Source organism: candidate division KSB1 bacterium (assembly GCA_034505495.1).
Classification (GTDB): Bacteria; Zhuqueibacterota; Zhuqueibacteria; order Residuimicrobiales; family Krinioviventaceae; genus Fontimicrobium_A.
Window position 1 is genome coordinate 17,171 of sequence record JAPDQV010000016.1, and the last position, 23,133, is coordinate 40,303.

Here is a 23,133-nt window from a genome sequence, read left to right on the forward strand (position 1 = left end):
ATCGACCGCGAAGACGCCACGCAATATCTGCGAAAATTTGAACGAAGCACCGGCGCCATCTTTGCATTTGCCGGCGGCGGCATGTGGCTCGAAAGCGGTGTTCCCAAACAGCCGATCGGCGCGATTCTTCCGGCGGAAAAAAAGACCTACAGCAGTGCTGCTCTTTCAGCAGGAATTGTGACCCGCTCCATGCTGGGGTCGTTAACCAACCTGCGCACCGGCTTTCAATATGTTTATCTTTTTCCATCCGCGCCATACGCCGAAAGCGGTCGATCCATGTTTTCAGTTTCCGTGATGTTCAGCGTCATCAGCCGCTTGTAAGAAAAACGCCATTCTTGTTGACTTTATAGCCTTTTTGGCGTACATTTTTGCAAATCATCATATTGCTCGAGGCAAAGATGAGCGAATGCAGGTACGCCATACGGACAGCAGCCTTTTTGCTGATGGTTTGGGCTTTGTCCGCAAATGCCCAGATCGGATATCGAGAGCTGTCGAACAGTCGAACCGCCATTATTCGTGAGGAAAGCTACTTTACCAAACCGCTGCGGCTTGTGGATGCGCCCACTGCCGGTATTCTGCGGCCGGGGGATTTCCGAGCGGACGTCAGGATCTATCAACGCGGCGGCATGGTGGCCGGACTTTCGGCAGGCGTGTCGAATCGCGTGATGTTCGGCGTCTTTTTCGGCGGCACCAACATCATCGGCGACTCTCAGCAGATCCAATGGAATTCCGTCCCCGGCATTCATCTCAACTATCGCATTATCGAAGAAAGCCTGCGTATGCCTGCGGTCACCATCGGTTTCGACTCGCAGGGAATGGGGCCGTATTACTCGGAAAAAACGGTCAAATATCCGCAAATCAATGCGGCGCCCAACGATTCGCTGAACCGCTATGATTTCAAATCCCGCGGCTTTTTTCTGGTCGTGTCGAAAGGATACTCTTCTTTGATCGCCACGGGCCTGCATGCCGGCATCAGCTACAGCCTGGAAAAAGGCGGCGCAACCAAGCGGCTGCCGACCTTTTACATGGCTACGAATGCCCACATTTCCCGCGATCTGGCGCTGCTGTTCGAATACGATTTTGCCGTCAATGATCCGCAGTGGTATTCACGCGGTATTTTGAATTTCGGGCTGCGCTGGGCCTTCAGCAGCAACATTTTCTTCGACTTTGACCTGCAGAATCTGCTCGGGAAAAAAGAAGGCAAGAGCGATGTGCGTCGCGTGATCAACATTTCATACTACGGCAGCGTGCTGAAATGAAAAGAAATCTTATCTTTGTCTCTCTTTTTATCTTTATCTGGATTTACGGCTGTTATACCACCCTTGTCCATCCGCCGCTGGCCGAATGGGACGGCGATCGGCCGTCTGTTCGCGACGATTGCTCGTCCTGCCACGAACAGGCCTATGCCCGGCGGGTCATCCTTCCGGCTGCTGCCGAAACGGACGAAGACTGGCTTTTTTACACCGCCGAGCCTTGGTGGCAGGACGAGGTGCAGGGCGTTTCTGCCGCTTCGGATTATGTGGAGCCGACCGGGCCGCGAAGCAGCATCGGCACGCCCCTTCCTGAGGCAGTACCGACGGTGCCGATCGTCCAGCCGACCGTTGTACCGTTGGGGAAAAGCTCCGCCGAGCAACCTGCCGCACAACCGGCTGATGAACCCGATACACGCCGCACCTTCCAACGTCGCAGCGACGCAACTTCAGAGGAAACGGAACGATCAGGGGATTCTTCCCGCTCGCGAAGAAAAGATTAAAGCGCACATAAATTGGTGGGGGAAACATGTTACAGAACCTTCAGCCTGGGGAGGAGCTCACCGATTTTTTTATCCTTCGCCGGAAAGAACTGCGCTCCAGCCGCGATTCCAATGAACAGTACTGGGCGCTGGAGCTGGGCAATGCTTGGGGCCGCATTTTCGGCTCGCTGTGGGGCGATCGTAAGGCCTTTGCAGCCGCCGTTGCCGAAGGCGACATCGTCAAGGTCCGCGCCAAAGTGATTGAATGGAAGGGCAGGCCGTACCTCGATATCGAACAGTTGCGCAAGGCAAAGGACGAAGAGGGCGTCGCTTATGCGCAGCTGATTCCGCGCAGTGAAGGCGTGCAGGACTTGTCGGCGAAGCTCAGACGGCGAATCGAAACGATGGAAAACCCGCATCTTCGCCTGCTGCTGCAGCGGGTGCTTGACGACGCTCGGATCCAGGGACGAATCGAGCAGGCGCCGGCCGGCAAGCTGTGGCATCACTGCCGCCTCGGCGGCCTGCTGGAGCATACCCTGCAAGTGCTGCGGGCTGTCGAAGCTCTTGCTCCTCTCTATGCGCATGTCGATCGCGAACTGCTTATCGCCGGCGCCGTCCTGCACGACATCGGCAAGGTTTTCGAATTCGAGTGGGATAGATTCATCGACTATTCGGACGAGGGCAGGCTGCTCGGCCATGCCGCGATCGGCTATCATCTCGTCGCCGATCACATCCGACAAATCGATGGGTTTCCGGAAGAGCTGAGAAAAAAGCTGCTGCACATGATTCTCGCGCATCACGGCGAAAGGGAAAAGGGCGCCGTCGTTCCGCCGATGACCCGAGAAGCCATCCTTCTCCATTACCTTGATGAAATGGACGCCAGGATGAACGCTTTTGAGCAGATCTATGCTCAGGAGGGAAGTCGAGGCCGCTGGAGCCGCTACGTCAATCTGCTCGACTGCTTTTTCTATTTCGGCGAGCCGGAAAAAAATCAACAAAGCAAAGCGGTTTCATAATCTGAATCCGGCGCCTGCAGGGCGGGTCCACATCAACAGACCCCCTCTCGATATACTTGACGAGCGAAAGAGCCTTTGCACTTTTGTACAGTGAATCGAAATTACTGCCCAGGCGAATAACTTCTTGACAATAAGCAGGAAAATTGATATATTTTAATGTCTGTTCCGGTGTAGCTCAACGGCAGAGCGGGTGGCTGTTAACCACTAGGCTGTAGGTTCGAGTCCTACCACCGGAGCTTAAATCATAAGAAGGCAGAATCTTTAAGGGTTCTGCCTTTTTTATTTTGAGGGGAAGGAATCGACATGCCTTTCGGAAGGCCGCCCCGACGCAGTTCATTCTGACGCAACTCTGTCTTTTCGCAGGAACAAAAGGCCGGCGTCGGATCCATGACGCTGCCGTCTTTTCGACGAAAGAGCGGTCAGTCAAAGCCCTTTAAGCTATTCGACAACCTGCCGATTCAAAATCATCTTCCCCGCCGTTTGGTCAGCAGCGCCGGTGGTTTTCGCTTCTCCAAAAACTGGCCTTGAAGCATGGAATCGACTGCTCAGCCGGCTTCTTAAAGACATCTGCTTGATTCTTTGCAAACGGATTGTTATAATGATGACAAAATCATCATTCAATTGCGGGGCTTTTACCCATATTCTTTAGCAATCTGCAAGGGACGGGTATGGAAAACGGTCAACTGAGCTGGATCACCAATTTTATTTGGGGCATTGCCGATGATGTGCTGCGCGATCTCTATGTGCGGGGTAAGTATCGGGATGTCATCCTGCCGATGACCGTGATTCGTCGGTTGGACACGGTTCTGGAACCTTCCAAACAGGACGTGCTCGAGATGAAGGCGTCGCCTGACCGCGCGGGAATCGTCCACCAGGACGCCGCCCTGCGTCAAGCGGCCGGTCAGGCGTTCTACAATGCTTCTTACTATCAATGCGATAATTTCTGCGTGTTTAACGAAATTTTTACCAACCTTCCGGCGGTGTAAAAAAGGAAAAGGGATTGTTGTAAAAAAGGGGGGAACTGGAATGAGACAAAAATACCATCGCCGCAGCATTCGCCTGAAAGGATACGATTATGCCAGTTCGGGGGCGTATTTTGTTACCATCGTGACCCAAGATCGGGCGTGTTTGTTCGGCGATGTCGTGGACGGGGAAATGCGTCTGAACGACGCGGGGCGAATGGTCAAACATTGGTGGATAGAATTGAATCGCAAATTTCCGAACGTGCAAACGGATGAATACGTCATAATGCCCAACCATTTCCATGGGATCATCGTGATTAAATCCGATCGTGATGGAACCGAATCCGTCGAGGCGGTCGAGGCGGTCGAGGCGGTCGAGGCAGTCGGGGCGGTAGCGATAGTAGCGGTAGGGGCAGACCTGCGTGTCTGCCCCTACCCCAATAAAACCCGTGCACATGGTACGCCAACATCCGCACCCGCCGGACAATCGGCGGCGGCCGTGGATGCGAACGCCGGGCAATCGGACGCACACGCCGACCCCATGGGCGTACCCACGGGCGCACACGCACATGCGCCGACGGGCGCACACGCAGGTGCGCCGACGGGCGCACACGCACATGCGCCAACGGGCGCACACGTAGGTGCGCCGACGGGCGTACACGCACATGCGCCAACGGGCGTACACGCACATGCGCCAACGGGCGCACACGTAGGTGCGCCCCTACCGGAAATTGTGCAATGGTTCAAAACGATGACGACCAATGGATATATCCGCGGCGTGAAACAATTCGATTGGCCGGGTTTTAACGGCCGGTTGTGGCAACGCAATTATTACGAACGCATCATTCGCGATGACGAATCCCTATGGCGAATTCGGGATTATATCCGTAGCAATCCGGTCCGCTGGTGCGAGGACCGCGAAAATCCCAACGACCAAGGCGCAGGCGCAGCGCCGAAAACCAGGGGGAATCGGCAAAATGATCGGTGACCTTAAACCAAACCCCGCCTCCAAGGACTCCGGTGTGCCGTGGCTTGGACGGGTGCCGGAGCATTGAAAGGTGCTGCCTGGAAGTGAAGCCTATCGTGAAATTAGTGACAGGAACAGGTGCTGTCGGCACCCATCGCGCGCTGTGTACTGATTCCGGCAGACATATTAAAACAGCTCCAAAAAACTTTAATAAGGAAAAGTCCAACTACAGGATTGTTTAATCAGCACATGTTATAAAACAAAACGCGTATCGGGCGGGAGGCTGTGGGATTCCTGGCTTGCTTGCAGATTTGAGCCCGACTTCCACTATCCTACGACAAAATAGAGCTTAGAATTTACAACGCTTCCGACACTTTCTTATTCGCGCACCCCTCTTTTGGAGTCCAAGCGATGGTTGTATGGCATTAATTCGTCTTATGAGAGTTTGCAGGCGGATGAGTTCAAGAGTATTTACTTCATATTTACTCTTTACCCCAGCAAACCGCATTGGCGAGCATCTTGACCATCGCACCGCAAAGACCGACGCCGCAGTTACCGCGGAGCGAGAACGAGCTTTTACATAAATATTGCGAGCGCCTGATTGTTGAAGTGATCATCGGCAAAGCACATATACCCAAAACAGCATTGCAGCTTGCACAGGATGCAGCGAAGCCGGAAGAGGCTTCATAATTACAAATTTTCCTGCAAACCGATTACGCGGCCGAAAGCCTGATCCTCGAAAAACCCTTGGCTCATTGAGACGCACGTGACCAGTACACCGCTCCCCCTGCGTTCCATTTTAGTCTCTCCCCTACCGCACCAAAAACAACCGCTTCTCGCCGCGTGCCTGCGGGCCGACGATCCGCACAAAGTAAATGCCGCTGCTCAGCTCATCCGCTGCAAAGATCAGCTCGTGATGTCCGGTGTTGTATTCGCCCAGCGCCAGAGTCTTGAGCTTGCGCCCCAGCACGTCGAATACGGCCGCTTCGATCTTTTGCCGGCGCACCAGGGTGAATCGAATGCGCGTGCGTTCGTTGAAGGGATTGGGATAGGCCTCTATACCGCAGAGCGCCGGAATTCGCTCATCCGCAGCGGAGACGCCGGCCGGGAAAGTGACTTTCCAAGACCTGGAGATGTAGGGCGGATCGCTCTGCCAGACGCCGGCGCTGTTCTTCCCGCGCACATAGAGCGAATAGGTGTGCCCCGGCGGAAGGTTGGCGAGAGAAATGGTCGGATAGAGATCAATCGGACGTTCTTTGCTCCATGCGTAGGGGTCATCCGGATCGTTGATCGCATATTGGTAAGAGACAATGCCGGGACCGCCCACGGAAAAGAGCGCGCTTTGCTGCGTCGTCGAGTCCGGAGGACCATCCAACAGGGCGACGCCGGCCGGCACGTAAGCCCCCAGGTCGAGCCCGTAAGTGCTGTGATTTTTTGCCGGCGAGGCCGCAAGCAGATTGAAATCATTGGGCGGATCGACGAACTGGGGATCCGCATCGATATTGCCGACGCCCAGATGGTGCACGGCGGAGGTGATCAGACAACGGTTGACGACGATCACCGGATCCGGATTTCCCGGCTGCGAGATTTGGTTTTCGAACGGCTTGTCGTAATCCCAAAAGATGTTGCGCTCGAAAACCGCGCCTTTGCCGGGCGGCACATTCCGATCCGGCCATTCGCTGAAATTAACCACGCCCAGCGGATGCTTGACGAACGTGTTGTTTTCCGCCCGCAGAAAGCACCCCTCTTTGATGAGGATGGCGTGATCGTTGTCATAAAACAGATTGCGCACCACAACGATGTCGCTGGTGCTGCCGTTGTTGACGCCGGTGGCGATGGCGTTCGAGGTGCTGGAGCCGGTGTGTCCTTTGTGAAAGTTGGTGAACACGTTGCCTTCGATGTGGCAGTCGGTGCCGTCCAAGTCGAGCGCGTCGTCGCCGCCGCCCAAAAAGAGGTTATCATAAATTTGCAGGATCGGCCCGGGGCGCTTGCAGCCGGTAAAGTCGATGATGTCGTTGTAGCCGGTGGTGGAGTGAAAGGTGTTGCCGCGGACAATGAGATATTCGCTGCCCGTCAACGAAACGCCGTGGATCAGTTCGACCTCGGTGACCGTCGGGAAAATGCAGTTTTCGATGAGAGCGGACGGATGGTTGACCTCGATGATCGTCTTGTTGGTAGGAGTCCAAGTACAGCCGTCAACAATGACTTTGGAATGATCGATAAGGATGACGTATTGCGAGGCGTCGCCGTTGATGAAATCGACGCAGCGGAGGAGGTTATCGGCTAAGGTAGAGTTGAAGCGCAAGCCGCGCCAGCGGGCGGAGGACGACTCTGAGGTCATAACGATGCGCTGTTCCGGCCTGCCGTCAGCAACCAGTCTGCCGCCGTTTTCGATGTACAGGTGGGCGTCTTTGGCGAAATGAAGCGTTGTCCCGGCTTCTATTTTCAGGGTGACGCCGTTCGGAATTGTTAGGTCGCCGGTCACCTTCCAGGGTGTTCCGGCGGTCAGAGTCGTGTTTTGCGTCAGGGTGCCGGAGATTGTCTGCGCATGAACGCCGACAAAGGTTATGAGCAGGAAACCGATCGTCAAACTGCGGGCGGACATTCGAAACCTTTCCTTCAGCTTGGTTCAAGCAAGAACAAGTTTGTTGTGCAGTTCCTCGAGAATGATTTTGCTTCTCGCGGCCGGGCAGAGCACCTTGAGGTAGAGTTCGCCCGAGACAAGGGCGGCAACGGGCACGGCCAGCTCTTCGAGGATGGCAAAGAACCGCTGCGCTGCCGTAGTACCGACCCCGATGCCGTCGCCGACGACGGCCACCAGGGCCCATTCCTCTTCCACGAAAACGTCGGTGGTCTTTTCTAAGAGAATACGCCGCACTAAATTGACGTCGCCGCGGGAAATGCCGATCAGGCCGAGCCCCTGCACGCACTGCCAGAGCTTCAGGTGAATGCGCTGACGCGAGAATTCCGCGGGCAGCTTCATGGCTTCACTTTCGCTAAGCGCAAATCGAACCACCGCCAGATCGTTGTCGGCGCTGACCCCGGCAACCCGTCCCTTGCCCAGCGAGGCCTCGCCGACGATGGTGCCGATTTGCCCGGACATCGACGAGCCGAGCGAAAGGGGGATGCCGTGACGTTTGGCAAACTCGACCGAGGTTTTCTGCAGCATTTTGGCGCCGGAAGCGGCGAGCTCCAGCGCCAGATCATAATGGATGCGGTCGATGCGTTTAGCGGACGGAACCAGTTTTGGGTCGGCGGTGTAGATGCCGTCGATGTCGGACATGATCTCGCAGTAATCGGCTTTGAGCGCGGCTGCCAGAGCAACGGCCGTGGTGTCCGAGCCGCCGCGGCCGAGGGTGGTGATCTCGTCGTCGATGGTCACCCCCTGAAAGCCTGCAACGATGACGATCTTGTCTTCCGACAGCAGCTTGCGGATGCGGTCGGTAAAGATTTCGATAATGCGGGCGTGGGAGTGATGATTGTCGGTAAGGATCCCGGCCTGCGGGCCGGTCAGACTGACCGCCTGGTAGGGGCCGAGGGCGCGGACTGCCAGCGCCAAGGCGGCAATGGAAATCTGCTCGCCGCTCGCCAAGAGCATGTCCAGTTCGCGGCGGTCGGGATTGGGGTTGAGCTCGTGCGCCAGTTTGACGAACTGGTCGGTGGTCTTGCCCATGGCGGAGACGACGACCACCAGGTCGCAGCCCTGGGATTTGCGTTCGATGACGTGACGCGCCACCCGCCGAACATGGTCGGGCGTAGCCAAAGAGCTGCCGCCGTATTTTTGCACAATCAGAGGACGTGAATTCTCGGGCATGGATTTACTCGCTCAATATACGGTATAGATAAAAGTCCAGGTCAATTCGAGATGATCATCGGGAAAATCCGCGGGCAGCGGCTTGAAGGGGTCCGAAGCGCGGACGGCGTTCATGCTGGGTTCGATGAACGATCTGTGACCCTCGGAGTTGATGAATTCCAGATTGTGTACCGTGCCGTTGCGGTCGAGGGTAAAGCGCAGCGTGACACGCCCGCTGATGGCGCCCATCTGAACGAACGCCTGCGGAGGATAGAGGTGGTCGCGGATGCGCTTCTTCATGTAAAAGATGTAAGGGGCAAAATCCCATTCATAAGTGCTCAATGAGACGCCGCCGAGCGCCTCGGCGGAGGAACTGCGGTTGTTCCAGTTTTCCGCGTCGGTGAACGGACTGCCGCTTGCCGCGGAACTTGCCCCCTGCAGCAATTCGCGGCTGAAGCGGCGGCCGGTTGCGGCACTCATTTCGCGGCGAAAGATCGGCGCGCCGGCTTCCGCCTGCAGAGAGGCATCCTGCGGCGACGTTTCGGCTGCCGAGGCGGTTTCCGCATCGGAGCGGGCGGATGGAGCAGTCGGTTGCGCCGGCTGCGGTTCGCCGGCAAAAGTCTTGTATTCAGAGCGGCCTTCGCTGTAGGGCAGACCTTCAGGCAGATCGTCTGCCGCATAAAGGTCCTGTGCCCGCGCATTCTTGTCGGAAAGAAACTCGGCCTTTTGCGGCTTTTCGATGCGGGCGTCTTCGGGCGTTTCCACCAATTCCTGCGGTTTGGGAGGCTCGGCAAATTCGAAGACCAACGGCGGCGCCGCAGCTGCAGCCTCTTCGAGCGGCACAAGAAACCCTCTCAGCGGCATATACAGCATCAGGAAAAGAAAATGCAGAACAAGCGATGCTAAAAGGGCAAAGCGGTATGTGCGGCGTTGCGACACGGTATTGTCCGTTACACGGTTAATGACATCAAATCCTCGGCCATGATAACCGGCTTGCCGAAAACGGTTGCCGCGGCGGATTCGCGTCGGCGGAGGTCGAGCGGCGGATAAAAGTGCGTCAGCATCAGACGCTCGGCGCCTGCCAGACGCGCCGCCAGGCCTGCCTGCGATGGGGTCAGATGATAATCGAACGGCTCGCGATCGTCATTGGAGCATTCGATGATCGCCAAATCGGCGCCGTGGCAGAGATCGATCAATTCTTCGCACCAGCCTGTATCTCCCGAATAGGCGAGCACGCAGCCGTCGAATTCGAGCCGATAACCGAAGGCCGGCAGCGAATGCCGCATGGGCAGGGCAAGGATTTTACCATTGCCGATAGGCTGCGGTTCCGCGCTCAACGTCCGAATTTCCAGCGGAAATTTGTCCTCCTGCAGCAGCCAATCGCCGAGCAGTTCTCGACAGCCGCAGAGGTAATCCTGCAGCTGGGAAGGACCGGCAATCGTCAGCAGTTTGCGGCGCTCCAGGCCCGGCGTATAGCGCAGCGCCATCAGCAGGGGCGCCAAATCGGCAACATGGTCGAGATGCAGATGCGTGCAAATGACCCAGTCGACGTCGCCGTAATCGATGTCGGCTTCGGCCATTCTGCGCAGCGCGCCGAAGCCGATATCCATAACGATGTTCAGGCCGTCGGCTTTGATGAAATAGGAGGCGCAGGAGCGCTCCTTGCTGACGGCGCAGACGCCGGAGCCCAAAACGGTCAGCTTCATGGTTTCTGTGTCTCCTTTTGCAGCCATGTAAGGTAATCCGGGTCGCCGTCGATGATCGGCAGGGCAATAATCTCGGGCGTTTCATAAGAGTGATGCCGGCGCACCAATGCGGCCAGGTCGGCAAAACGCTCGCGTTGTGTTTTGATCAGCAGCAGCACCTCAGTCCCACGATCGATTGCGCCTTTCCAATGAAAAACGGATTCGATAGAGTCGATGCGGTTGATACAGGCGGCTAAACGATTTTCGAGCAGCATTTGCGAAAGGGCATCCGCTTCGGCGCGGGAGCCGCAGGTGACCAAAACGACTATGGCTTCCGTCATGATTCATCCTTTTTATTGGCTATAAAATTAGCGTTTGCCCTTTCCAAAAGCAAGGGAATTGATGTCGGGTGGGCAAGGGAACAGCCGTTCTTTTGTCTCGTTCTATATCAAGCCGAAAAAACAAAACGAGGATGAGCATGAATCCGCGGGCAAGGGCGCTGTTATGGTCCGGAATGATTCATGCAGGATTGGTCGTCATTTTCCTGTGCATCACCTTTCGCACGAACCCGCAAATTCCAAAGCTGATAGAGCTGCAGATTGCGGATGAACACAGCTTTTCACAAACGCAGTCTTTAGCACCGCCGCCACAAGATGCACCCAGGATGACAGCAAAAGCGTCGAGTCCCTCTTTTGCAAAAGAGGAACCGCGGCATTTGCCGGCTGAACCGACCGTTGAAGAAAAGGAAGAAGATCATTTCGATGCAGCGACCTTTTTTTCGACGCCTTTGCCCGCTCTGCGCATCGAGCCGAAAGATTCATTAAAACCGTCGATCGACTTGACCAAAAAGAACGAGCCGTTGCTGCTTGCTCGACCCGGCCCTTATGACCCTGTGGAGCGGGAGATCGCACGCCGCAATCTCGGCGAAGCCTCGCTGCCGGATCCGACGCAGGCGGCGGCAGCGGCGGCGAACATGCTTCAGCCGCAAAAGAACGATCAGGAAAAACGGGTGCGCCTCGATTTTATTCCTACGCGCGCGGAACTGGCGGTTTTGCAGAGCTTGTGGGAAAAGCCGAACCGCAACGACGTCGAGATCTATGCCTCGCTCGATTCCACGGTGCGGATAACCGCCGAAGACCTGCAGGGAATTTTGGCCAAACTGACGGCCAAGGGACTGCTCAAAAGACGTTTGATTTCCCCGCATAACGAGCTAACGCTGCCGTTCGGAGCCGCCGTCGAGATGAGCGCGCAAAATCGGCGTAATCCCCTCTATCGTTACGAGGCCGGCGTCGATCGACAGGAGGTCATCCGCTTTCTCAATGCGGTGCTGTACGAACTGGAATACGGGGGAAAGGGGGCAAACAAAGATCGGCTTCGCGAGATTGCGGCGCTAAAGGAGAGACTGCTGCAGGCCGCGCAATGATCTTACTTTTTAGCTTTCCACAGAACGATGAGGCCGAGGATGCCGAAAACCACGTTGGCAAACCAGGCGGCAACGAGCGGATCGAGTTTGCCGGTATGACCCATGGCCTGCGTCGTTTTGAGAATTCCGAAATAGACAAACGTCACGGCCAGGCTGACGCCGAAACCTTTGGCTGCGCCGCTGCGCCGCGTCTGGGCCGCCGAAAGCGGCAGGCCGAACAAGACGATGATAAAGTTGGCAAACGGCAACGCAATTTTAAGGTGAAGGTCGACCAGCCACTTGGCCGGATCGGCGCCGTTACGTTTGACTTCGGCAATAAAATCCTTGAGCTCGCGGTAGGACATCTCTTCCGGCTTGCGCAAAAGCCGGGAGATGTTTTCCGGCCGGATGCTTGTGGTCTCGAGCGGTCGAGCCGTAAACGGCTCCGCTTTTTCACCCTCCTCGGTAAAAACTCGTTCATAGCCGTCGTACAGCATCCACAGGCTGTCCTGCCACACCATGCGCCGGGCATCGATGCGGCTGATCAGTCGTGAATCCTGCATGCGGCGAATGCTCACCACGGAGCCGGTAAAGGTTTCGGTATTAAATGAGCGCATGGAGATGCGCCGATCCTGTTCGTCGCGCAGATAGACATTGTCCAGGCGTTTGCGCGGCGGTCGGTTGCGCACATAGTGTTCGTTGATTTCGCTTTGGCGCTGCGTGGCGCGCGGCACGAGGCGGTCTGCGATCCACATGGAAAGGAGGCTGATGAAAAAAGCCGTAACGAGAACCGGCAAAAAAATGCGGTAGAGAGAAAGCCCGGCTGCTTTCATGGCCACGATCTCGTTGTGGCGCGCTAAACCGCCTATACTGTAGAGAGAGGAGAGCAGCATGGCCACCGGCAGGATGAGGACGATGATGAAGGGCAAAAAGTTGATATAATACTCGATGACTGCGTTTGTCGGAAACTTGTTGTCGATGTAGCGGTCGAGGTTTTCGATCAGATCCACAACGACGAAAATAATAATAAAGGCCAGCAGGGAAAAGATGAGCACCTGAAGGAATTTACCGGTGACATAGCGATCCAGGATCCTCATCCGGCGTTCTCCGCTTTTTTCCGTCGGAAGGGTTTCGTCAGCGCGCGGCCGATGGCGTCGAAATTGATAAACGTCGTTTCGTGGATCGAATAGATGATCAGGTAAATGCCGCCTGTGCCGCACAAGATGTTGGCCCCCCACATGGCGATAAAGGGCGAGATGTAGCGGTTGTCGGCCAGCTCTTCACCGCCGATGAGTGAAGCCCAATAGATGAGGAAAAAGACAAAGGCAATGCTGCCCGCAATAGCCATACTGCCCTTGCGCGCCATAATGCCCAACGGAGCGCCGACGAGCACGAACACCACGCACGCCACGGGAATGGAGTATTTTTTGTGCACCTCGACCATCAGCCGCGAGTTTTCGCGTTCCAGGCTGTCAATCGAGCGCAGTTCGCTCTTCAGTTGCTGAAGCAGGCGGCCGCGTTCGTTCTGAAGCGCAATTTGCGGGCTTTCCTTTACAGCCCATTGCGTCCTGCCCGTCAATCGCGCAATGTGTTCGCGAATGAGGGTGCCCGACTTTTGCAGACGTTCGCGGATGATGGTTTCATTTTCATGGATTTCGGTAAGCATCATCTGGGCGCTTTTTTCGCGGTCGCCGCGATAGCCCTGCTTTGAACGCGTCAGCACCATCTCCGGCACGGCAATCGAAAGAAGCTGCTGCGGAAACTGCACGCGGCGATATTGCTCCATGGTTTCGAGGTTGAGTTCGTGCATCTCGCCGTCATACAGATAGATGAACAACATCCCTTTTTGGCGGTTGAGGTAAATTTTCCCGCGCTTACCCCAAATGTACACGCTGGAGGTGTTGCGGCTGTTGTCTTCGATATAGATGTTGGTGACGAAAGAGGTGTCGGGCGTCTCTTTGAGGCTTTCCACAAGGATGGTATAGTTTTCGATGTCGCGATAGACGACTCCTGGTTCCAAGCTCAGGGTGGGACGTTTGCGGCTGATGTCGTACGCCAGCAGCTTGGTGCGGTAATTGGCATCGGGCAGCACATGGTTGTTGAACCAGATGAGAAAAAGCGCCAGAAGCGCCGACGCCACGATGACCGGCGCGATGATGCGGAGAATGCTGATGCCGCCTGCCTTCATGCCGATGATTTCGCCGTCTCCGGAGAGACGGCCGAAGGCCATCAGGGTCGCAAGCAGGACCGCCATCGGCACGGAAAGAGCAATGATCCAGGCGAGATTGAGGAAAAAGAATTCCGCCATGACGCGGAAACCGAGGCCGCGGCTGAGAAATTTGCCCAGCTCTCGAAAAACGAGATTCAGCAGAAAGACAAGGGTAATGATGCTGACGCCGAAAAGGAACGGCTTGAGGTGTTCGCGAAGGATGTAACGGGGCAGGATCAGCATGGAGGTTCAGCGCCGCCCTTTCGGGCATTGTTTTTGAATACTATAAAATGACGCCTGCGCTTCGGCGGTTTTTGTCCCTTTCAGCGCGGAAAAGGCACCGAAAAACGCGTAAAGTGTAGACTTGGATTCAATCTGACCAGCAGGAATGTCGCTTTTATGCCGCAAAGTTTTCGGGAACTTTTTAAGCTGGGCAAATATACAAATTTGCGTCTGGTTTTCCAACCGCAATTTGGCGGACGGGATAATCCTGTTGTTTTTTTCGATGCTTTTACTAAATTTACAGTTCGATGGACAAGCAGCGAGTTTACCGACATCACCCGACATTTCCCGCGTTCGAACCATCCATATCCTATCGGAGGAGCCTATACAGACTTTGCTATTGTTTTGAGAAAAGTGCAGAATCGGTCGTTCTGCTTGACAGCCCTGTGGCACGCTAACGAAAAGTCTTGATGGCTCGATTTCCCAAAATTCTAACGGTTCTTGCCGTCAGCGCTGCGGCTCTTTTTGCCCAAACGGAGACGGAAAAGGAGACGAGCGTCAATCCCGGCATCGGCCTGCGTCCGCCGAGCGGCGCACGGGATCCGCGCGTTCCTCTGTTCGAAGGGCAAGAGTTCCTCGGCCTCTACAGCGGCGGAGCGCGTTCGGCCTTGCTGCAGAACCGTTTGTCTAATTTAAAACGCACCGCCGAGATCGATTCGAGCGGCAGGACGATCCAGTTTCGCGAAAAGCTGGGCGACGTCGATCTGCGTGTGCCCCGCATCATGACGCTCGAGGAGTATATTCAGGCTCGGCGGCAATATTACCTGCGGCAAAAATTCGTCGAAACGACCGTCGGCAAGCTGTCTGAAACCTATTCGCAGCAGGGCGGGGGCGGCGCCATCCGCATCGATATTCCGGTCGAAATCAAGAGCAAAGCTTTCCAGCGCATCTTTGGCGGCGGAACTGTGGGCCTCGATGTTTCCGGCGAAATCAACATCAAGGGCGGCTTCCGCAACGAAAAACGCAGCGAAGTCAAAACCGCCTTGACGCGGGGCTCCGACAACACGTTCAAGATGGAGCAGACGCAGCGGTTCAATGTCTCTGGACATGTCGGAGAAAAGGTGACCATCAAGGTCGACCAGGACTCGGAGCGGATGTTCGATTTCGAGAACAACATCAAGCTCGAATACAAGGGGTACGAAGACGAGATCATCCAGTCGATCGAGGCGGGAAACATTTCGCTGTCGCTTCCCGGCACCCGGTTCGTCACCGCCAGCATGAACAGTGCCGGTCTGTTCGGCATCAAAACGACCTCCCAGATCGGCAACCTAAAGCTGGTGACGGTCGCCAGTCAGGAAAAGGGCGAAAAGAAAAAGATGTCGTTGACGGGCGGCGCTTCCAAGGACATGGCAAAAATCGACATCACGCGCTACAAGCGCGGCGTCTATTTCTTTCTCGACGATTATTACCGCCGCCAGTATCTCGTCCGCAATGAAAACGGCGATCCGCTTGCCGATCCCCGTCGTTTCATTTCGCGCATCGAAATCTATAAATCCGCCGCCCGCTATGAGCAGGAAGAGGCTGCCATCCGCGGTTTTGCGTTTGTCCCGAATCCGGAAGAAGCGGACAAGCAGTTCGTGACTCTGCCCGATACCAATCTCATCGACGGCAAGCGGCTCGAGCGCGGCTATTTCCTCCGCCTCGAAAAGGACGAATATTTCATTCACGATCAGATGGGCTATATCCGGTTGAACACGCCGCTGCAGGACGGCGAAGTTTTGGCGGTTGCCTATGAGGACAGCTCCGGACGCGTGCGGGGTGATATCAACTATGACATTAACAGCAAAAAGCCGATTTTTCTGCGTTTGATCAAAACCAAGGATCCGCGGCCGAGTGACCCGACCTGGCCGCTGGAATGGAAAAACGTCTATAGCCTGGGCGGCCGCAACATTGCCAAAGAGGGATTCGAGTTTCGTATCTACTATCAGCCGCCGTCGGGAGATCCCGAAGAAACGGTCACTGACGCCAAGGGCAACAAAATTACCTGGCTGCAGGCTTTTGGCCTCGACCGCAAGAACGAGAGCGGCGAACCAAAGCCGGACAACATTATCGACAATCATCCGCTGCTGATCAACTTTGCTTTGGGCGAAATTTATTTTCCGCATCTGCGGCCGTTCGATCCCGAAGACCCGTATTTGCGCTCCCTCCTGCAGTCCGATGACCCCAACAAGAACAAGCTGGCGCCGGCCATCTATGATACGACGGTGCAGCAGGTCAAGGACAAGCAGGCCAAGTTCTACATGGAAGTCAAGTCCCAGAACAAGAGCGCCGAATACAGCCTCGGGATGAACGTCATCGAGGGCTCTGAGGAGGTGACGCTCAACGGTCGGCCGTTGACGCGCGGCGTGGACTATACCATCGACTATATGTTCGGTCGGTTGGTGATTTTGAACGAAATGGCTCTGGCGGCCAACGCCAACCTCGAGATCAGCTACGAGAGCCAGCAGATGTTCCAAATCGATAAACGCACGGTTATGGGTATTCGCGCCGAGTACGGTTTGTGGGATCAGAGCTTTATCGGCGGCACGTTTATGTACTTGAACGAGTCCACGATGGACCAAAAGATTCGCGTCGGTAAGGGACCGATGCGCAATATGATTTGGGACATCAACACTTCGCTCGAGTTCAAACCCTTTTTCCTCACCAAGTTGGCCAACCTGCTGCCGTTTGTCGATACTCGTCAGCAGTCGACGGTCAAATTCGAGGGAGAGATTGCGCAGATTATTCCCAATCCCAACACACGCAACAACGAAAAGACCGGCGACAACAGCGGCGTGGCTTATATTGACGACTTTGAAGCCTCGAAACGAATTACGCCCCTGCCGATCATTAGGCGCGGCTGGGCGTATGCTTCGCCGCCGCTATCCAGATATCCTCAGCCTGTGATCAACGATCTTTCCGACCGCGGCCGATTGGTTTATTACAACCCCTATTCTCAATACCCGATCAAGTACATTTGGCCGAACAAGGATATCAACGCCAATGTGGCGCAAACGACCAACATTATGATCCTGGAGTTCACGCCGTCGCCCGAGGCGGCAAGGCCCGAGGACTCGTGGCAGGGAATCATGCGCTCCCTTTCGTCCGGCTACAGCAACCAGACCGAGGCCAAATATATCGAAATCTGGGTGCAGAACGATCCCAATACCACCGGCGTCATGCACATCGAATTGGGCAAGATTTCCGAGGACATCATTCCCAACCGCAAATTCGACACCGAAGACCGCCTAAAGAACGGGCTGCGTAACGGTTTGCTGGACGACGACGAGGACATCGGTCTGGACGGCATGTCGAACAATGATCCGCGGGCCATTGCCGCCGGCGGTGATTTTTGGGATCTGAACGGCAACAACATCAAAGATCCTGGCGAGCCCTACAGCGACGACGATTGGGCCTATGATCCCATGCGGCCGGTCAACGGTGTAATCGACTATTCACGCATCAACGGAACCGAAGGAAACGAGCGTGACGCCGGCGGCAGAATTCCCGACACCGAAGACTTGAACGGCAACGGCGACCTCGATCTGCGCAACGATTACTTTCACTACGCCATTCATTTGAATCATAACCATCCCGACTACCAAAAGTACGTCATCGGCGCGAGCATCAGTCTGGAGACCGGCGAGGATTACGGCTGGCGGCTGTACCAGATTCCTCTCAACGAATTCGTAGAAAAATTCGGCAGCCCGGATCTTTCGTTGGTAGAATATGTGCGCATATGGTTCGACGGTTTCGGGCCCGTGCCGCCGAACCGACGCGCGCACATCATCTCTATTGCAGAAATCAATCTGGTAGGCAGCGACTGGAAGGAGCAGGGGATTGCCTCTCCCGAGCAGCCGAATAATTATACGAAAGACGATCAAACCTTCGTTCTCTCAGTGGTCAATACGCATGAAAATCCCACTTACACGCCGCCTCCGGGTGTAGAAGGCGAAGTAGACCGCATTACACGCGTAATGGCCAAAGAGCAGTCTCTGGTCCTGCGCCTCACGGGTCTGTTGCCGCAGTACAATGCCCTGGCGCAAAAGACCTTTTATGATCCCCAGGACTATATTTATTACAACACGCTCAAGATGTTCGTGTACGGCCATGACCCGGCCGGGCAGCATATCACCAAAGATTCCAGTCACGTTGAATTCTTTTTACGCTTCGGCGCCGACGAAAACAACTATTATGAAGTGCGCGAACGGGTTTATGAGGGTTGGACGCGCAACAATATCGAAGTGGATCTCATCCGGCTGTCGCAGATGAAAGTAACCCAGCAGCCGGAAAAGGACCCCTTGACCAACGCCGACGTCTATCGTCAGGTACAACCCGACGGCCGAGTTTGGGTCATTCGCGGCAAACCGGCGCTGCGCAATATCAAAATGTTGGAGGCGGGCGTCGTCAACCTGCACCCGAATCTGCCTTTTACCGGCGAGATTTGGATGAACGAGCTGCGCCTGTCGAACGTCAAGAAGGACAAAGGCATTGCCATGCGCGCGCGGCTGGACGTCGGTTGGGCGGATCTGGTTCGCTTCAACAGCGAAATCAACCGCAAGGATGCCGACTTTCACAACGTCTCCGAGCGGTTCGGCACCGGCGACAATCAATTCAGCGGCGATTTCGGCGCCAGCATCTCGTTGGAAAAGTTCCTGCCGTCCAAGCTGGGATTGTCGCTGCCCCTTTCCCTCAACTATTCGACCAGCGAAGCGACGCCGAAATATCTGCCGGGAGAGGATATTCAGGTGACCAAGGGACTGCCCGATTCGACCTTGGAGCGCATCCGCACCTACAGCGAAAAGAAAGGGATGAGCATCTCGCTGGGGTTTACCAGTCGTTCGCAAAATTTCTTTGTTAAAAATATTCTGGCGCCGTTCAAGGCCAGCTACAGCCGCAACGACGGCTACGGCAGCAATTCTCGACAGAAATATCAGATCGACCGCTCGGAATCGGGAAGTCTTTCCTGGGGAATCGTTTTCGGGCAGAACAACTTTGTCCGGCCCTTTGGTTGGCTGGGGGATGCGAAAATTCTCACCAAGTTGACCGATATGAAGCTTTACTACCTGCCGCAGTCGATCAATGCCAAAATCGCCGGTTCGCGCTCGATGAACGTCTCCGAAACCCGTACCGGCGTCGTTTCGGAAAACAGTTCCTTCCGCATCAACAGCGGCGTTTCCGGAAACATGAAGATCTTTGAGAGCCTCGGCATCGACGTCAGCCGCAACTACACCAACGACATGCGCGACGTGCCGGACAGTCTGGTCTGGCGGTATCTTCGCAGCGGCCGCTTCGGCCTGTTGACGGATATCGATCAAAACGCCAGCCTGCGCTATGATCCCAAGATATTCTCCTGGTTTACCACCAATTTCAATTACTCGACCAATTTCCGTTACAGTTTTAACCGGCAGCAGGCTTTGGCGGCACAGAGCGCCACTCAGGGAACCAGTCTGACAGCCAACGGAACGTTGAACTTGAGCACGCTGCTCAAAACGGTTTATAAACCAAAGCCTGGCGCCCGCAGACCGACCGCAGCGCCCACGCGCCCGCAGCCGACGCCTGCCCAGCCGGGCGGAGACAAGGGAAAAAGCGGCGATGCGAATCAAAAAAAGAAGGAAAAAGGCACCTTTCAGATTATGGGCATCGTCAGCGGTTTCATTAACGCCGTCGATCCCATCAGCCTCAAGTACAGCGATCGCTATAATTATACCCAATACGGCCTTGCCGGCATCCCGACGATGGAATATCAGCTCGGTTTGACCAAAGACCCCGGCGTGCCCCGCGAGACGATCAAAGAAGGGGCCGGCGCCAACACCATGCGCGACTCGCGCAGCAGTAATCAAACTTACGGCGTCAACACCGGACTCAAGATCGGCCGCAACGTCACCCTTAGCCTCAGCTATGACAAAAACGCCTCGCTCAACGAAAGCACGACCATCACGGGGCAGCGGTCGGAGAGCTTTTTCATTGTCGGTAATCAGGGGATGCCGTTTCCCACTTGGAACCTGCGCGTCAGCGGCATGGAAAAACTGCCCTTTGTCAACAAATGGTTCCAAAGGGTCAGTCTGGAGCACGGCATGTCCGGCCGTTCGAACAATACCTTTAACGTCGAAAAGGGTGTGGAAAGACCGACGAAAAAAGACAACGATACGCAGTTCCGCCCGCTCATCGGCCTGACGATGCAGATGAAAAAAGGCGTTTCGATCAACATCAAGTACAATACTTCGGTAAAAGAGTCATTCGCTCTTACCTCCGGCGAAGCGCGCACACGGACGCGGTCTCAGGACCTCTCCATTACTGCCAACTATACGCAGAAAGGCAATTTCAAGTTGCCCATCCCCTTTTTGGGCGGAAAACGGCTGCAGAACTCGATCGATTTTGCGCTTTCCTTCACCATGGGAAACAATGTGACTGAAAAAAACAAAGGTCTGGGTTACGAAGTCAGCGCCGAAACCAGCAAATGGCTGCTCAAGCCGACTGCAAACTATACGTTCAGCGAACGCGTACGCGGCGGCGCTTATTTCGAATTCGGACAAACGCACAACAAAATGATCGGCGACACCACTTTCAAAGAGTTCGGTATCGACGTCACGATCTCGATTTCCGGGAGATAAATCGACAGAGGCAGGATGAGCAGGCGGGTCATTGCGTTTTTTATCATTTTAACCTCGGCGTGCAGTCGTGGGGCAGCGCCGCGCTTCGACGGCGCCCGCGCTTTTCAGCTGCTCGAGGCGCAGTGCCAATTCGGCCCGCGCGCCCCGGGAAGCGAGGGCCACCGCAAGTGCCGCGAGTTTTTGACGGCGCATTTGCAAAAAACGACGCAGCATGTGTCCGTTCAGACTTTTTCCTATTTGCAGCCGCGCAGCGGTCAACGTATGTCCGGATACAACGTGATCGCCCGCTTTGCGCCCCACCAGAAAAGCCGCGTCTTGGTGTGCGCACACTGGGACACCCGTCCGTGGGCGGATGAAGATCCGGTTGCAAAGAATCGTACTTTTCCGGTGCCAGGAGCGAACGACGGCGCCTCGGGAACGGCGGTGCTGCTGCATCTGGCCGAGCTGTTGGCGAAGCAGCCGCCGACCGTCGGCGTCGATATTGTTTTGTTCGATGCGGAGGACAGCGGCGTTCACAATGACAATTCGACCTGGGCACTCGGGTCGGCCGCTTTTGCACGCGAATTCGGACGCGCCTTTGCGCCGCGGTTCGGCATTTTACTTGACATGATTGGAGATGCCGATTTGGCGATTTATCAGGAAGCCTATTCGCTCTATTACGCTCCGGCTGTGGTGCGGAAAGTTTGGGACAAGGCGGCAGAGTTGGGCATCGTCGAGTTTCTGCCGCAGCAGGGCAGCGCCGTTTACGACGACCATATTCCGCTGCTGCGCGTCGGTATACCCTGCATCGATATCATCGATTTCGATTATCCTTATTGGCACACGCTGCAGGATACGCCGGATAAATGCAGCCCGGCCAGTCTCGAAAAAGTCGGCCGAGTGGTGACAGCGGTTATTTACGAGGAGAAATAAGATGAAAAAGAACCGCGGTTACTTGGAGGTAAAGGTCGCCGTACCATCCGATGCATTTGAGCTTGTCGGGTTGGCCTTGTTCGATTTGGGGGCAACGGGTCTCCTGGAAGAAAACGACTGCTTGGTTGCTTTTTTTGACGCCGACGCCGATGCACGAAAGCTTCAGCGCGGTGTCGAAAAAGCGGCCGAAGAAGCCTGCCGAAGTTTGGGTGTAAATCAGAAACCGCTAATTGAGGTGCATCGATGTCAGGATCGTGATTGGAGCAGCGAGTGGAAAAGGGACTGGCGGCCGATGCGCATCGGCGAACGTCTGATGGTCAAACCGAGCTGGCTCGATGCGCCCAATGACGCTCCCCCGATTGTCATCGAAATCGATCCGGAGATGGCTTTCGGTTCGGGCGATCACGCCACGACGCGAATGACGCTGCAGCTGATCGAACAAACCGTGCGTCCCAATGATCGCCTGCTCGACGTCGGCACCGGCACCGGTATTCTTTCCATTGCCGCGCTCAAGTTGGGCGCAGCTTTCGCGGCAGCTCTGGACATCGATCCGGTTGCCGCGATGACGGCGCAGAAAAATGCTGCTGTCAACGGTGTGGCCGATCGAATGGTCGTTCTGGCCGGCGGCATCGAGGCGCTCAGAACCCAGGAATTCGATCTGATCGCCGCCAACATTCAGCGCTCAGTTATCGTTCGACTTTTGCCTTCCTTTTGGCGGCTTTTAAGGATGGGCGGGAAATGTCTTATTTCGGGCATTCTTTGCGAGGAGGAAGATCAGGTTCGTGCAGCCTGTCTCGGTTGCGGATTGAAGGTTTTGCGGGTTCTAAGGGAAAATGAATGGCTTGCCTTTGAGACCCTGAAAGCCTAAATTTGGCAAAGGCGAGAACCGCATTCATGAAGACCTGCTCTGTTTTTCTTTTCCTCATGTTGCCGCTAATCGTTTTCGGCTCTGCGCAGTTGACCTTTAGCGACATCCGGACCGAAAACGGGGAACTGCTCCTTTCCTATCAAGTCGACGGTCTTTTTGACGAGACCGGTTTACTTTTGCTCCAACGCGGCGCCGCGTCCCAGCTGGTTCACCGCATTATTTTATGGAAAAAACGAGGGATAGTCAATCCGCTGGTCAAAGAAATCGTCCTTACTATGCATTTATCTTATGATCCCTGGGAAAAGAAATATTGTATCCTCGCGGGTGAGGAAAAGAGGCTGACGAATTCGCTGGAGACGGTGCGGGAACGATGCACCTCCGTTCGTGATTTGACAGTCTGCCGGTTGGAAGAATTGGATGATAACCAAGTCTACTACTTTAGTTTGGAAATCAGTTATAAACCTATTGCCGGCGAAAGCCTGACGGCGGTGGGCGGGTTGCTGGAGGACGGTAAAAAAAACAGCGGCAAAGGCCGACTATGGAATGTCTTGCTCAATCTGCTCGGTTTCGGCGACAAAAAGTTGGCTGCCAAAAGCGCCGAGTTCCGCAGATCGGGGGGAGGCCTCGTCCTGTTGACGCCGTGATCTCCCGGTTGGCGACGGATTCGATCGAAATATTCAGGCAGTGGGCAAAGTTAATTAGAGCGTTCATT

Annotated in this window: 20 protein-coding genes, 1 tRNA gene and 1 pseudogene; 13 read left to right on the forward strand and 9 right to left on the reverse strand. The window is 55.4% G+C overall.

The genetic code is table 11. The annotated features are described in order from the left end of the window. The 6 genes and pseudogenes from ONB24_08260 to ONB24_08285 all read left to right on the forward strand — a co-directional run. Window positions 1-321 (forward strand): hypothetical protein (locus tag ONB24_08260; protein ID MDZ7316102.1); only part of this gene is annotated, 321 nt, incomplete at its 5' end. A gap of 77 nt (window positions 322-398) precedes the next feature. Continuing rightward, on the forward strand, window positions 399-1,259 hold the full coding sequence (locus tag ONB24_08265; protein MDZ7316103.1) for a hypothetical protein: 861 nt from the start codon (window positions 399-401) through the stop codon (window positions 1,257-1,259). After that, window positions 1,256-1,753: a hypothetical protein gene (locus ONB24_08270; GenBank protein MDZ7316104.1), complete on the forward strand. Its 498-nt coding sequence runs from the start codon at window positions 1,256-1,258 to the stop codon at window positions 1,751-1,753. The genes ONB24_08265 and ONB24_08270 overlap by 4 nt, the downstream gene beginning before the upstream one ends. A gap of 26 nt (window positions 1,754-1,779) precedes the next feature. Then, complete coding sequence (locus tag ONB24_08275) at window positions 1,780-2,748, forward strand: HD domain-containing protein (GenBank protein MDZ7316105.1); 969 nt, start codon at window positions 1,780-1,782, stop codon at window positions 2,746-2,748. A gap of 164 nt (window positions 2,749-2,912) precedes the next feature. Next, window positions 2,913-2,984: transfer RNA gene (locus ONB24_08280), tRNA-Asn, on the forward strand. 432 nt (window positions 2,985-3,416) lie between these two features. Next, window positions 3,417-3,677: pseudogene (locus ONB24_08285) on the forward strand (type I restriction-modification system subunit M N-terminal domain-containing protein). A 34-nt stretch (window positions 3,678-3,711) separates the two neighbouring features. Here ONB24_08285 and ONB24_08290 read toward each other — a convergent pair. Beyond that, complete coding sequence (locus ONB24_08290; protein ID MDZ7316106.1) at window positions 3,712-4,419, reverse strand: hypothetical protein; 708 nt, start codon at window positions 4,417-4,419, stop codon at window positions 3,712-3,714. A 24-nt stretch (window positions 4,420-4,443) separates the two neighbouring features. Here ONB24_08290 and ONB24_08295 point away from each other — a divergent pair, with 24 nt between their 5' ends. Beyond that, window positions 4,444-4,698, forward strand: coding sequence for a hypothetical protein (locus tag ONB24_08295; protein ID MDZ7316107.1), 255 nt, complete (start codon window positions 4,444-4,446; stop codon window positions 4,696-4,698). Between the two features lie 498 nt (window positions 4,699-5,196). After that, window positions 5,197-5,367: a hypothetical protein gene (locus ONB24_08300; GenBank protein MDZ7316108.1), complete on the forward strand. Its 171-nt coding sequence runs from the start codon at window positions 5,197-5,199 to the stop codon at window positions 5,365-5,367. A gap of 121 nt (window positions 5,368-5,488) precedes the next feature. On the opposite strand, the gene ONB24_08305 is transcribed toward ONB24_08300, so the two are convergent. The 5 genes from ONB24_08305 to ONB24_08325 are packed head-to-tail and all read right to left on the reverse strand — an operon-like array spanning window position 5,489 to window position 10,496. Next, window positions 5,489-7,282 carry a T9SS type A sorting domain-containing protein gene (locus tag ONB24_08305; GenBank protein ID MDZ7316109.1) on the reverse strand — a complete coding sequence of 598 codons (1,794 nt, stop codon included), beginning with the start codon at window positions 7,280-7,282 and terminating at the stop codon, window positions 5,489-5,491. 24 nt (window positions 7,283-7,306) lie between these two features. Next, window positions 7,307-8,491, reverse strand: coding sequence for an aspartate kinase (locus tag ONB24_08310; GenBank protein MDZ7316110.1), 1,185 nt, complete (start codon window positions 8,489-8,491; stop codon window positions 7,307-7,309). Between the two features lie 12 nt (window positions 8,492-8,503). Further along, on the reverse strand, window positions 8,504-9,409 hold the full coding sequence (locus tag ONB24_08315) for an energy transducer TonB (GenBank protein ID MDZ7316111.1): 906 nt from the start codon (window positions 9,407-9,409) through the stop codon (window positions 8,504-8,506). Between the two features lie 11 nt (window positions 9,410-9,420). Then, complete coding sequence (locus ONB24_08320) at window positions 9,421-10,176, reverse strand: ribonuclease Z (GenBank protein ID MDZ7316112.1); 756 nt, start codon at window positions 10,174-10,176, stop codon at window positions 9,421-9,423. Continuing rightward, window positions 10,173-10,496 (reverse strand): divalent-cation tolerance protein CutA, encoded by a 324-nt coding sequence (locus tag ONB24_08325; GenBank protein ID MDZ7316113.1) that lies wholly within the window; start codon window positions 10,494-10,496, stop codon window positions 10,173-10,175. Before ONB24_08325 ends, ONB24_08320 begins: the two co-directional genes overlap by 4 nt. A 137-nt stretch (window positions 10,497-10,633) precedes the next feature. Between ONB24_08325 and ONB24_08330 the strand changes: the two genes are divergently transcribed. Beyond that, window positions 10,634-11,578: a hypothetical protein gene (locus ONB24_08330; protein ID MDZ7316114.1), complete on the forward strand. Its 945-nt coding sequence runs from the start codon at window positions 10,634-10,636 to the stop codon at window positions 11,576-11,578. A 2-nt stretch (window positions 11,579-11,580) separates the two neighbouring features. Here the strand turns inward: ONB24_08330 and lptG are convergent, their stop codons facing one another. From lptG to ONB24_08345, 3 genes are read right to left on the reverse strand one after another with little or no spacing between them, the layout of a single operon-like run. Further along, window positions 11,581-12,654, reverse strand: coding sequence for an LPS export ABC transporter permease LptG (gene lptG / locus ONB24_08335; protein MDZ7316115.1), 1,074 nt, complete (start codon window positions 12,652-12,654; stop codon window positions 11,581-11,583). Further along, window positions 12,651-14,009, reverse strand: coding sequence for an LptF/LptG family permease (locus ONB24_08340; protein MDZ7316116.1), 1,359 nt, complete (start codon window positions 14,007-14,009; stop codon window positions 12,651-12,653). The genes lptG and ONB24_08340 overlap by 4 nt, the downstream gene beginning before the upstream one ends. 6 nt (window positions 14,010-14,015) lie before the next feature. Then, the gene (locus ONB24_08345) at window positions 14,016-14,351 is read right to left on the reverse strand and encodes a hypothetical protein (protein ID MDZ7316117.1); all 336 of its coding nucleotides are present in this window, start codon (window positions 14,349-14,351) and stop codon (window positions 14,016-14,018) included. A 107-nt stretch (window positions 14,352-14,458) separates the two neighbouring features. Here ONB24_08345 and sprA point away from each other — a divergent pair, with 107 nt between their 5' ends. From sprA to ONB24_08365, 4 genes are read left to right on the forward strand one after another with little or no spacing between them, the layout of a single operon-like run. After that, a complete protein-coding gene (sprA, locus tag ONB24_08350; protein ID MDZ7316118.1) occupies window positions 14,459-20,641 on the forward strand; it encodes a cell surface protein SprA in 6,183 nt (2,060 codons plus the stop codon). Window positions 20,642-20,656: 15 nt separating this feature from the next. Continuing rightward, the gene (locus ONB24_08355) at window positions 20,657-21,553 is read left to right on the forward strand and encodes a M28 family peptidase (GenBank protein MDZ7316119.1); all 897 of its coding nucleotides are present in this window, start codon (window positions 20,657-20,659) and stop codon (window positions 21,551-21,553) included. A gap of 1 nt (window position 21,554) precedes the next feature. Next, window positions 21,555-22,421: a 50S ribosomal protein L11 methyltransferase gene (prmA, locus tag ONB24_08360; protein ID MDZ7316120.1), complete on the forward strand. Its 867-nt coding sequence runs from the start codon at window positions 21,555-21,557 to the stop codon at window positions 22,419-22,421. 26 nt (window positions 22,422-22,447) lie between these two features. Further along, on the forward strand, window positions 22,448-23,065 hold the full coding sequence (locus tag ONB24_08365) for a DUF4390 domain-containing protein (GenBank protein MDZ7316121.1): 618 nt from the start codon (window positions 22,448-22,450) through the stop codon (window positions 23,063-23,065). Window positions 23,066-23,133: the final 68 nt, after the last annotated feature.

Excerpts from the sequence above, each read along its gene's own strand:
- ONB24_08320 (MDZ7316112.1), bottom strand. The coding sequence starts at position 10,176 with ATGAAGCTGACCGTTTTGGGCTCCGGCGTCTGCGCCGTCAGCAAGGAG.
- prmA (MDZ7316120.1), top strand. The coding sequence starts at position 21,555 with ATGAAAAAGAACCGCGGTTACTTGGAGGTAAAGGTCGCCGTACCATCC.
- ONB24_08345 (MDZ7316117.1), bottom strand. The coding sequence starts at position 14,351 with ATGGTTCGAACGCGGGAAATGTCGGGTGATGTCGGTAAACTCGCTGCT.
- ONB24_08270 (MDZ7316104.1), top strand. The coding sequence starts at position 1,256 with ATGAAAAGAAATCTTATCTTTGTCTCTCTTTTTATCTTTATCTGGATT.
- ONB24_08355 (MDZ7316119.1), top strand. The coding sequence starts at position 20,657 with ATGAGCAGGCGGGTCATTGCGTTTTTTATCATTTTAACCTCGGCGTGC.
- ONB24_08330 (MDZ7316114.1), top strand. The coding sequence starts at position 10,634 with ATGAATCCGCGGGCAAGGGCGCTGTTATGGTCCGGAATGATTCATGCA.
- lptG (MDZ7316115.1), bottom strand. The coding sequence starts at position 12,654 with ATGAGGATCCTGGATCGCTATGTCACCGGTAAATTCCTTCAGGTGCTC.
- ONB24_08340 (MDZ7316116.1), bottom strand. The coding sequence starts at position 14,009 with ATGCTGATCCTGCCCCGTTACATCCTTCGCGAACACCTCAAGCCGTTC.
- ONB24_08275 (MDZ7316105.1), top strand. The coding sequence starts at position 1,780 with ATGTTACAGAACCTTCAGCCTGGGGAGGAGCTCACCGATTTTTTTATC.
- ONB24_08305 (MDZ7316109.1), bottom strand. The coding sequence starts at position 7,282 with ATGTCCGCCCGCAGTTTGACGATCGGTTTCCTGCTCATAACCTTTGTC.
- ONB24_08365 (MDZ7316121.1), top strand. The coding sequence starts at position 22,448 with ATGAAGACCTGCTCTGTTTTTCTTTTCCTCATGTTGCCGCTAATCGTT.
- ONB24_08265 (MDZ7316103.1), top strand. The coding sequence starts at position 399 with ATGAGCGAATGCAGGTACGCCATACGGACAGCAGCCTTTTTGCTGATG.
- ONB24_08310 (MDZ7316110.1), bottom strand. The coding sequence starts at position 8,491 with ATGCCCGAGAATTCACGTCCTCTGATTGTGCAAAAATACGGCGGCAGC.
- sprA (MDZ7316118.1), top strand. The coding sequence starts at position 14,459 with ATGGCTCGATTTCCCAAAATTCTAACGGTTCTTGCCGTCAGCGCTGCG.
- ONB24_08325 (MDZ7316113.1), bottom strand. The coding sequence starts at position 10,496 with ATGACGGAAGCCATAGTCGTTTTGGTCACCTGCGGCTCCCGCGCCGAA.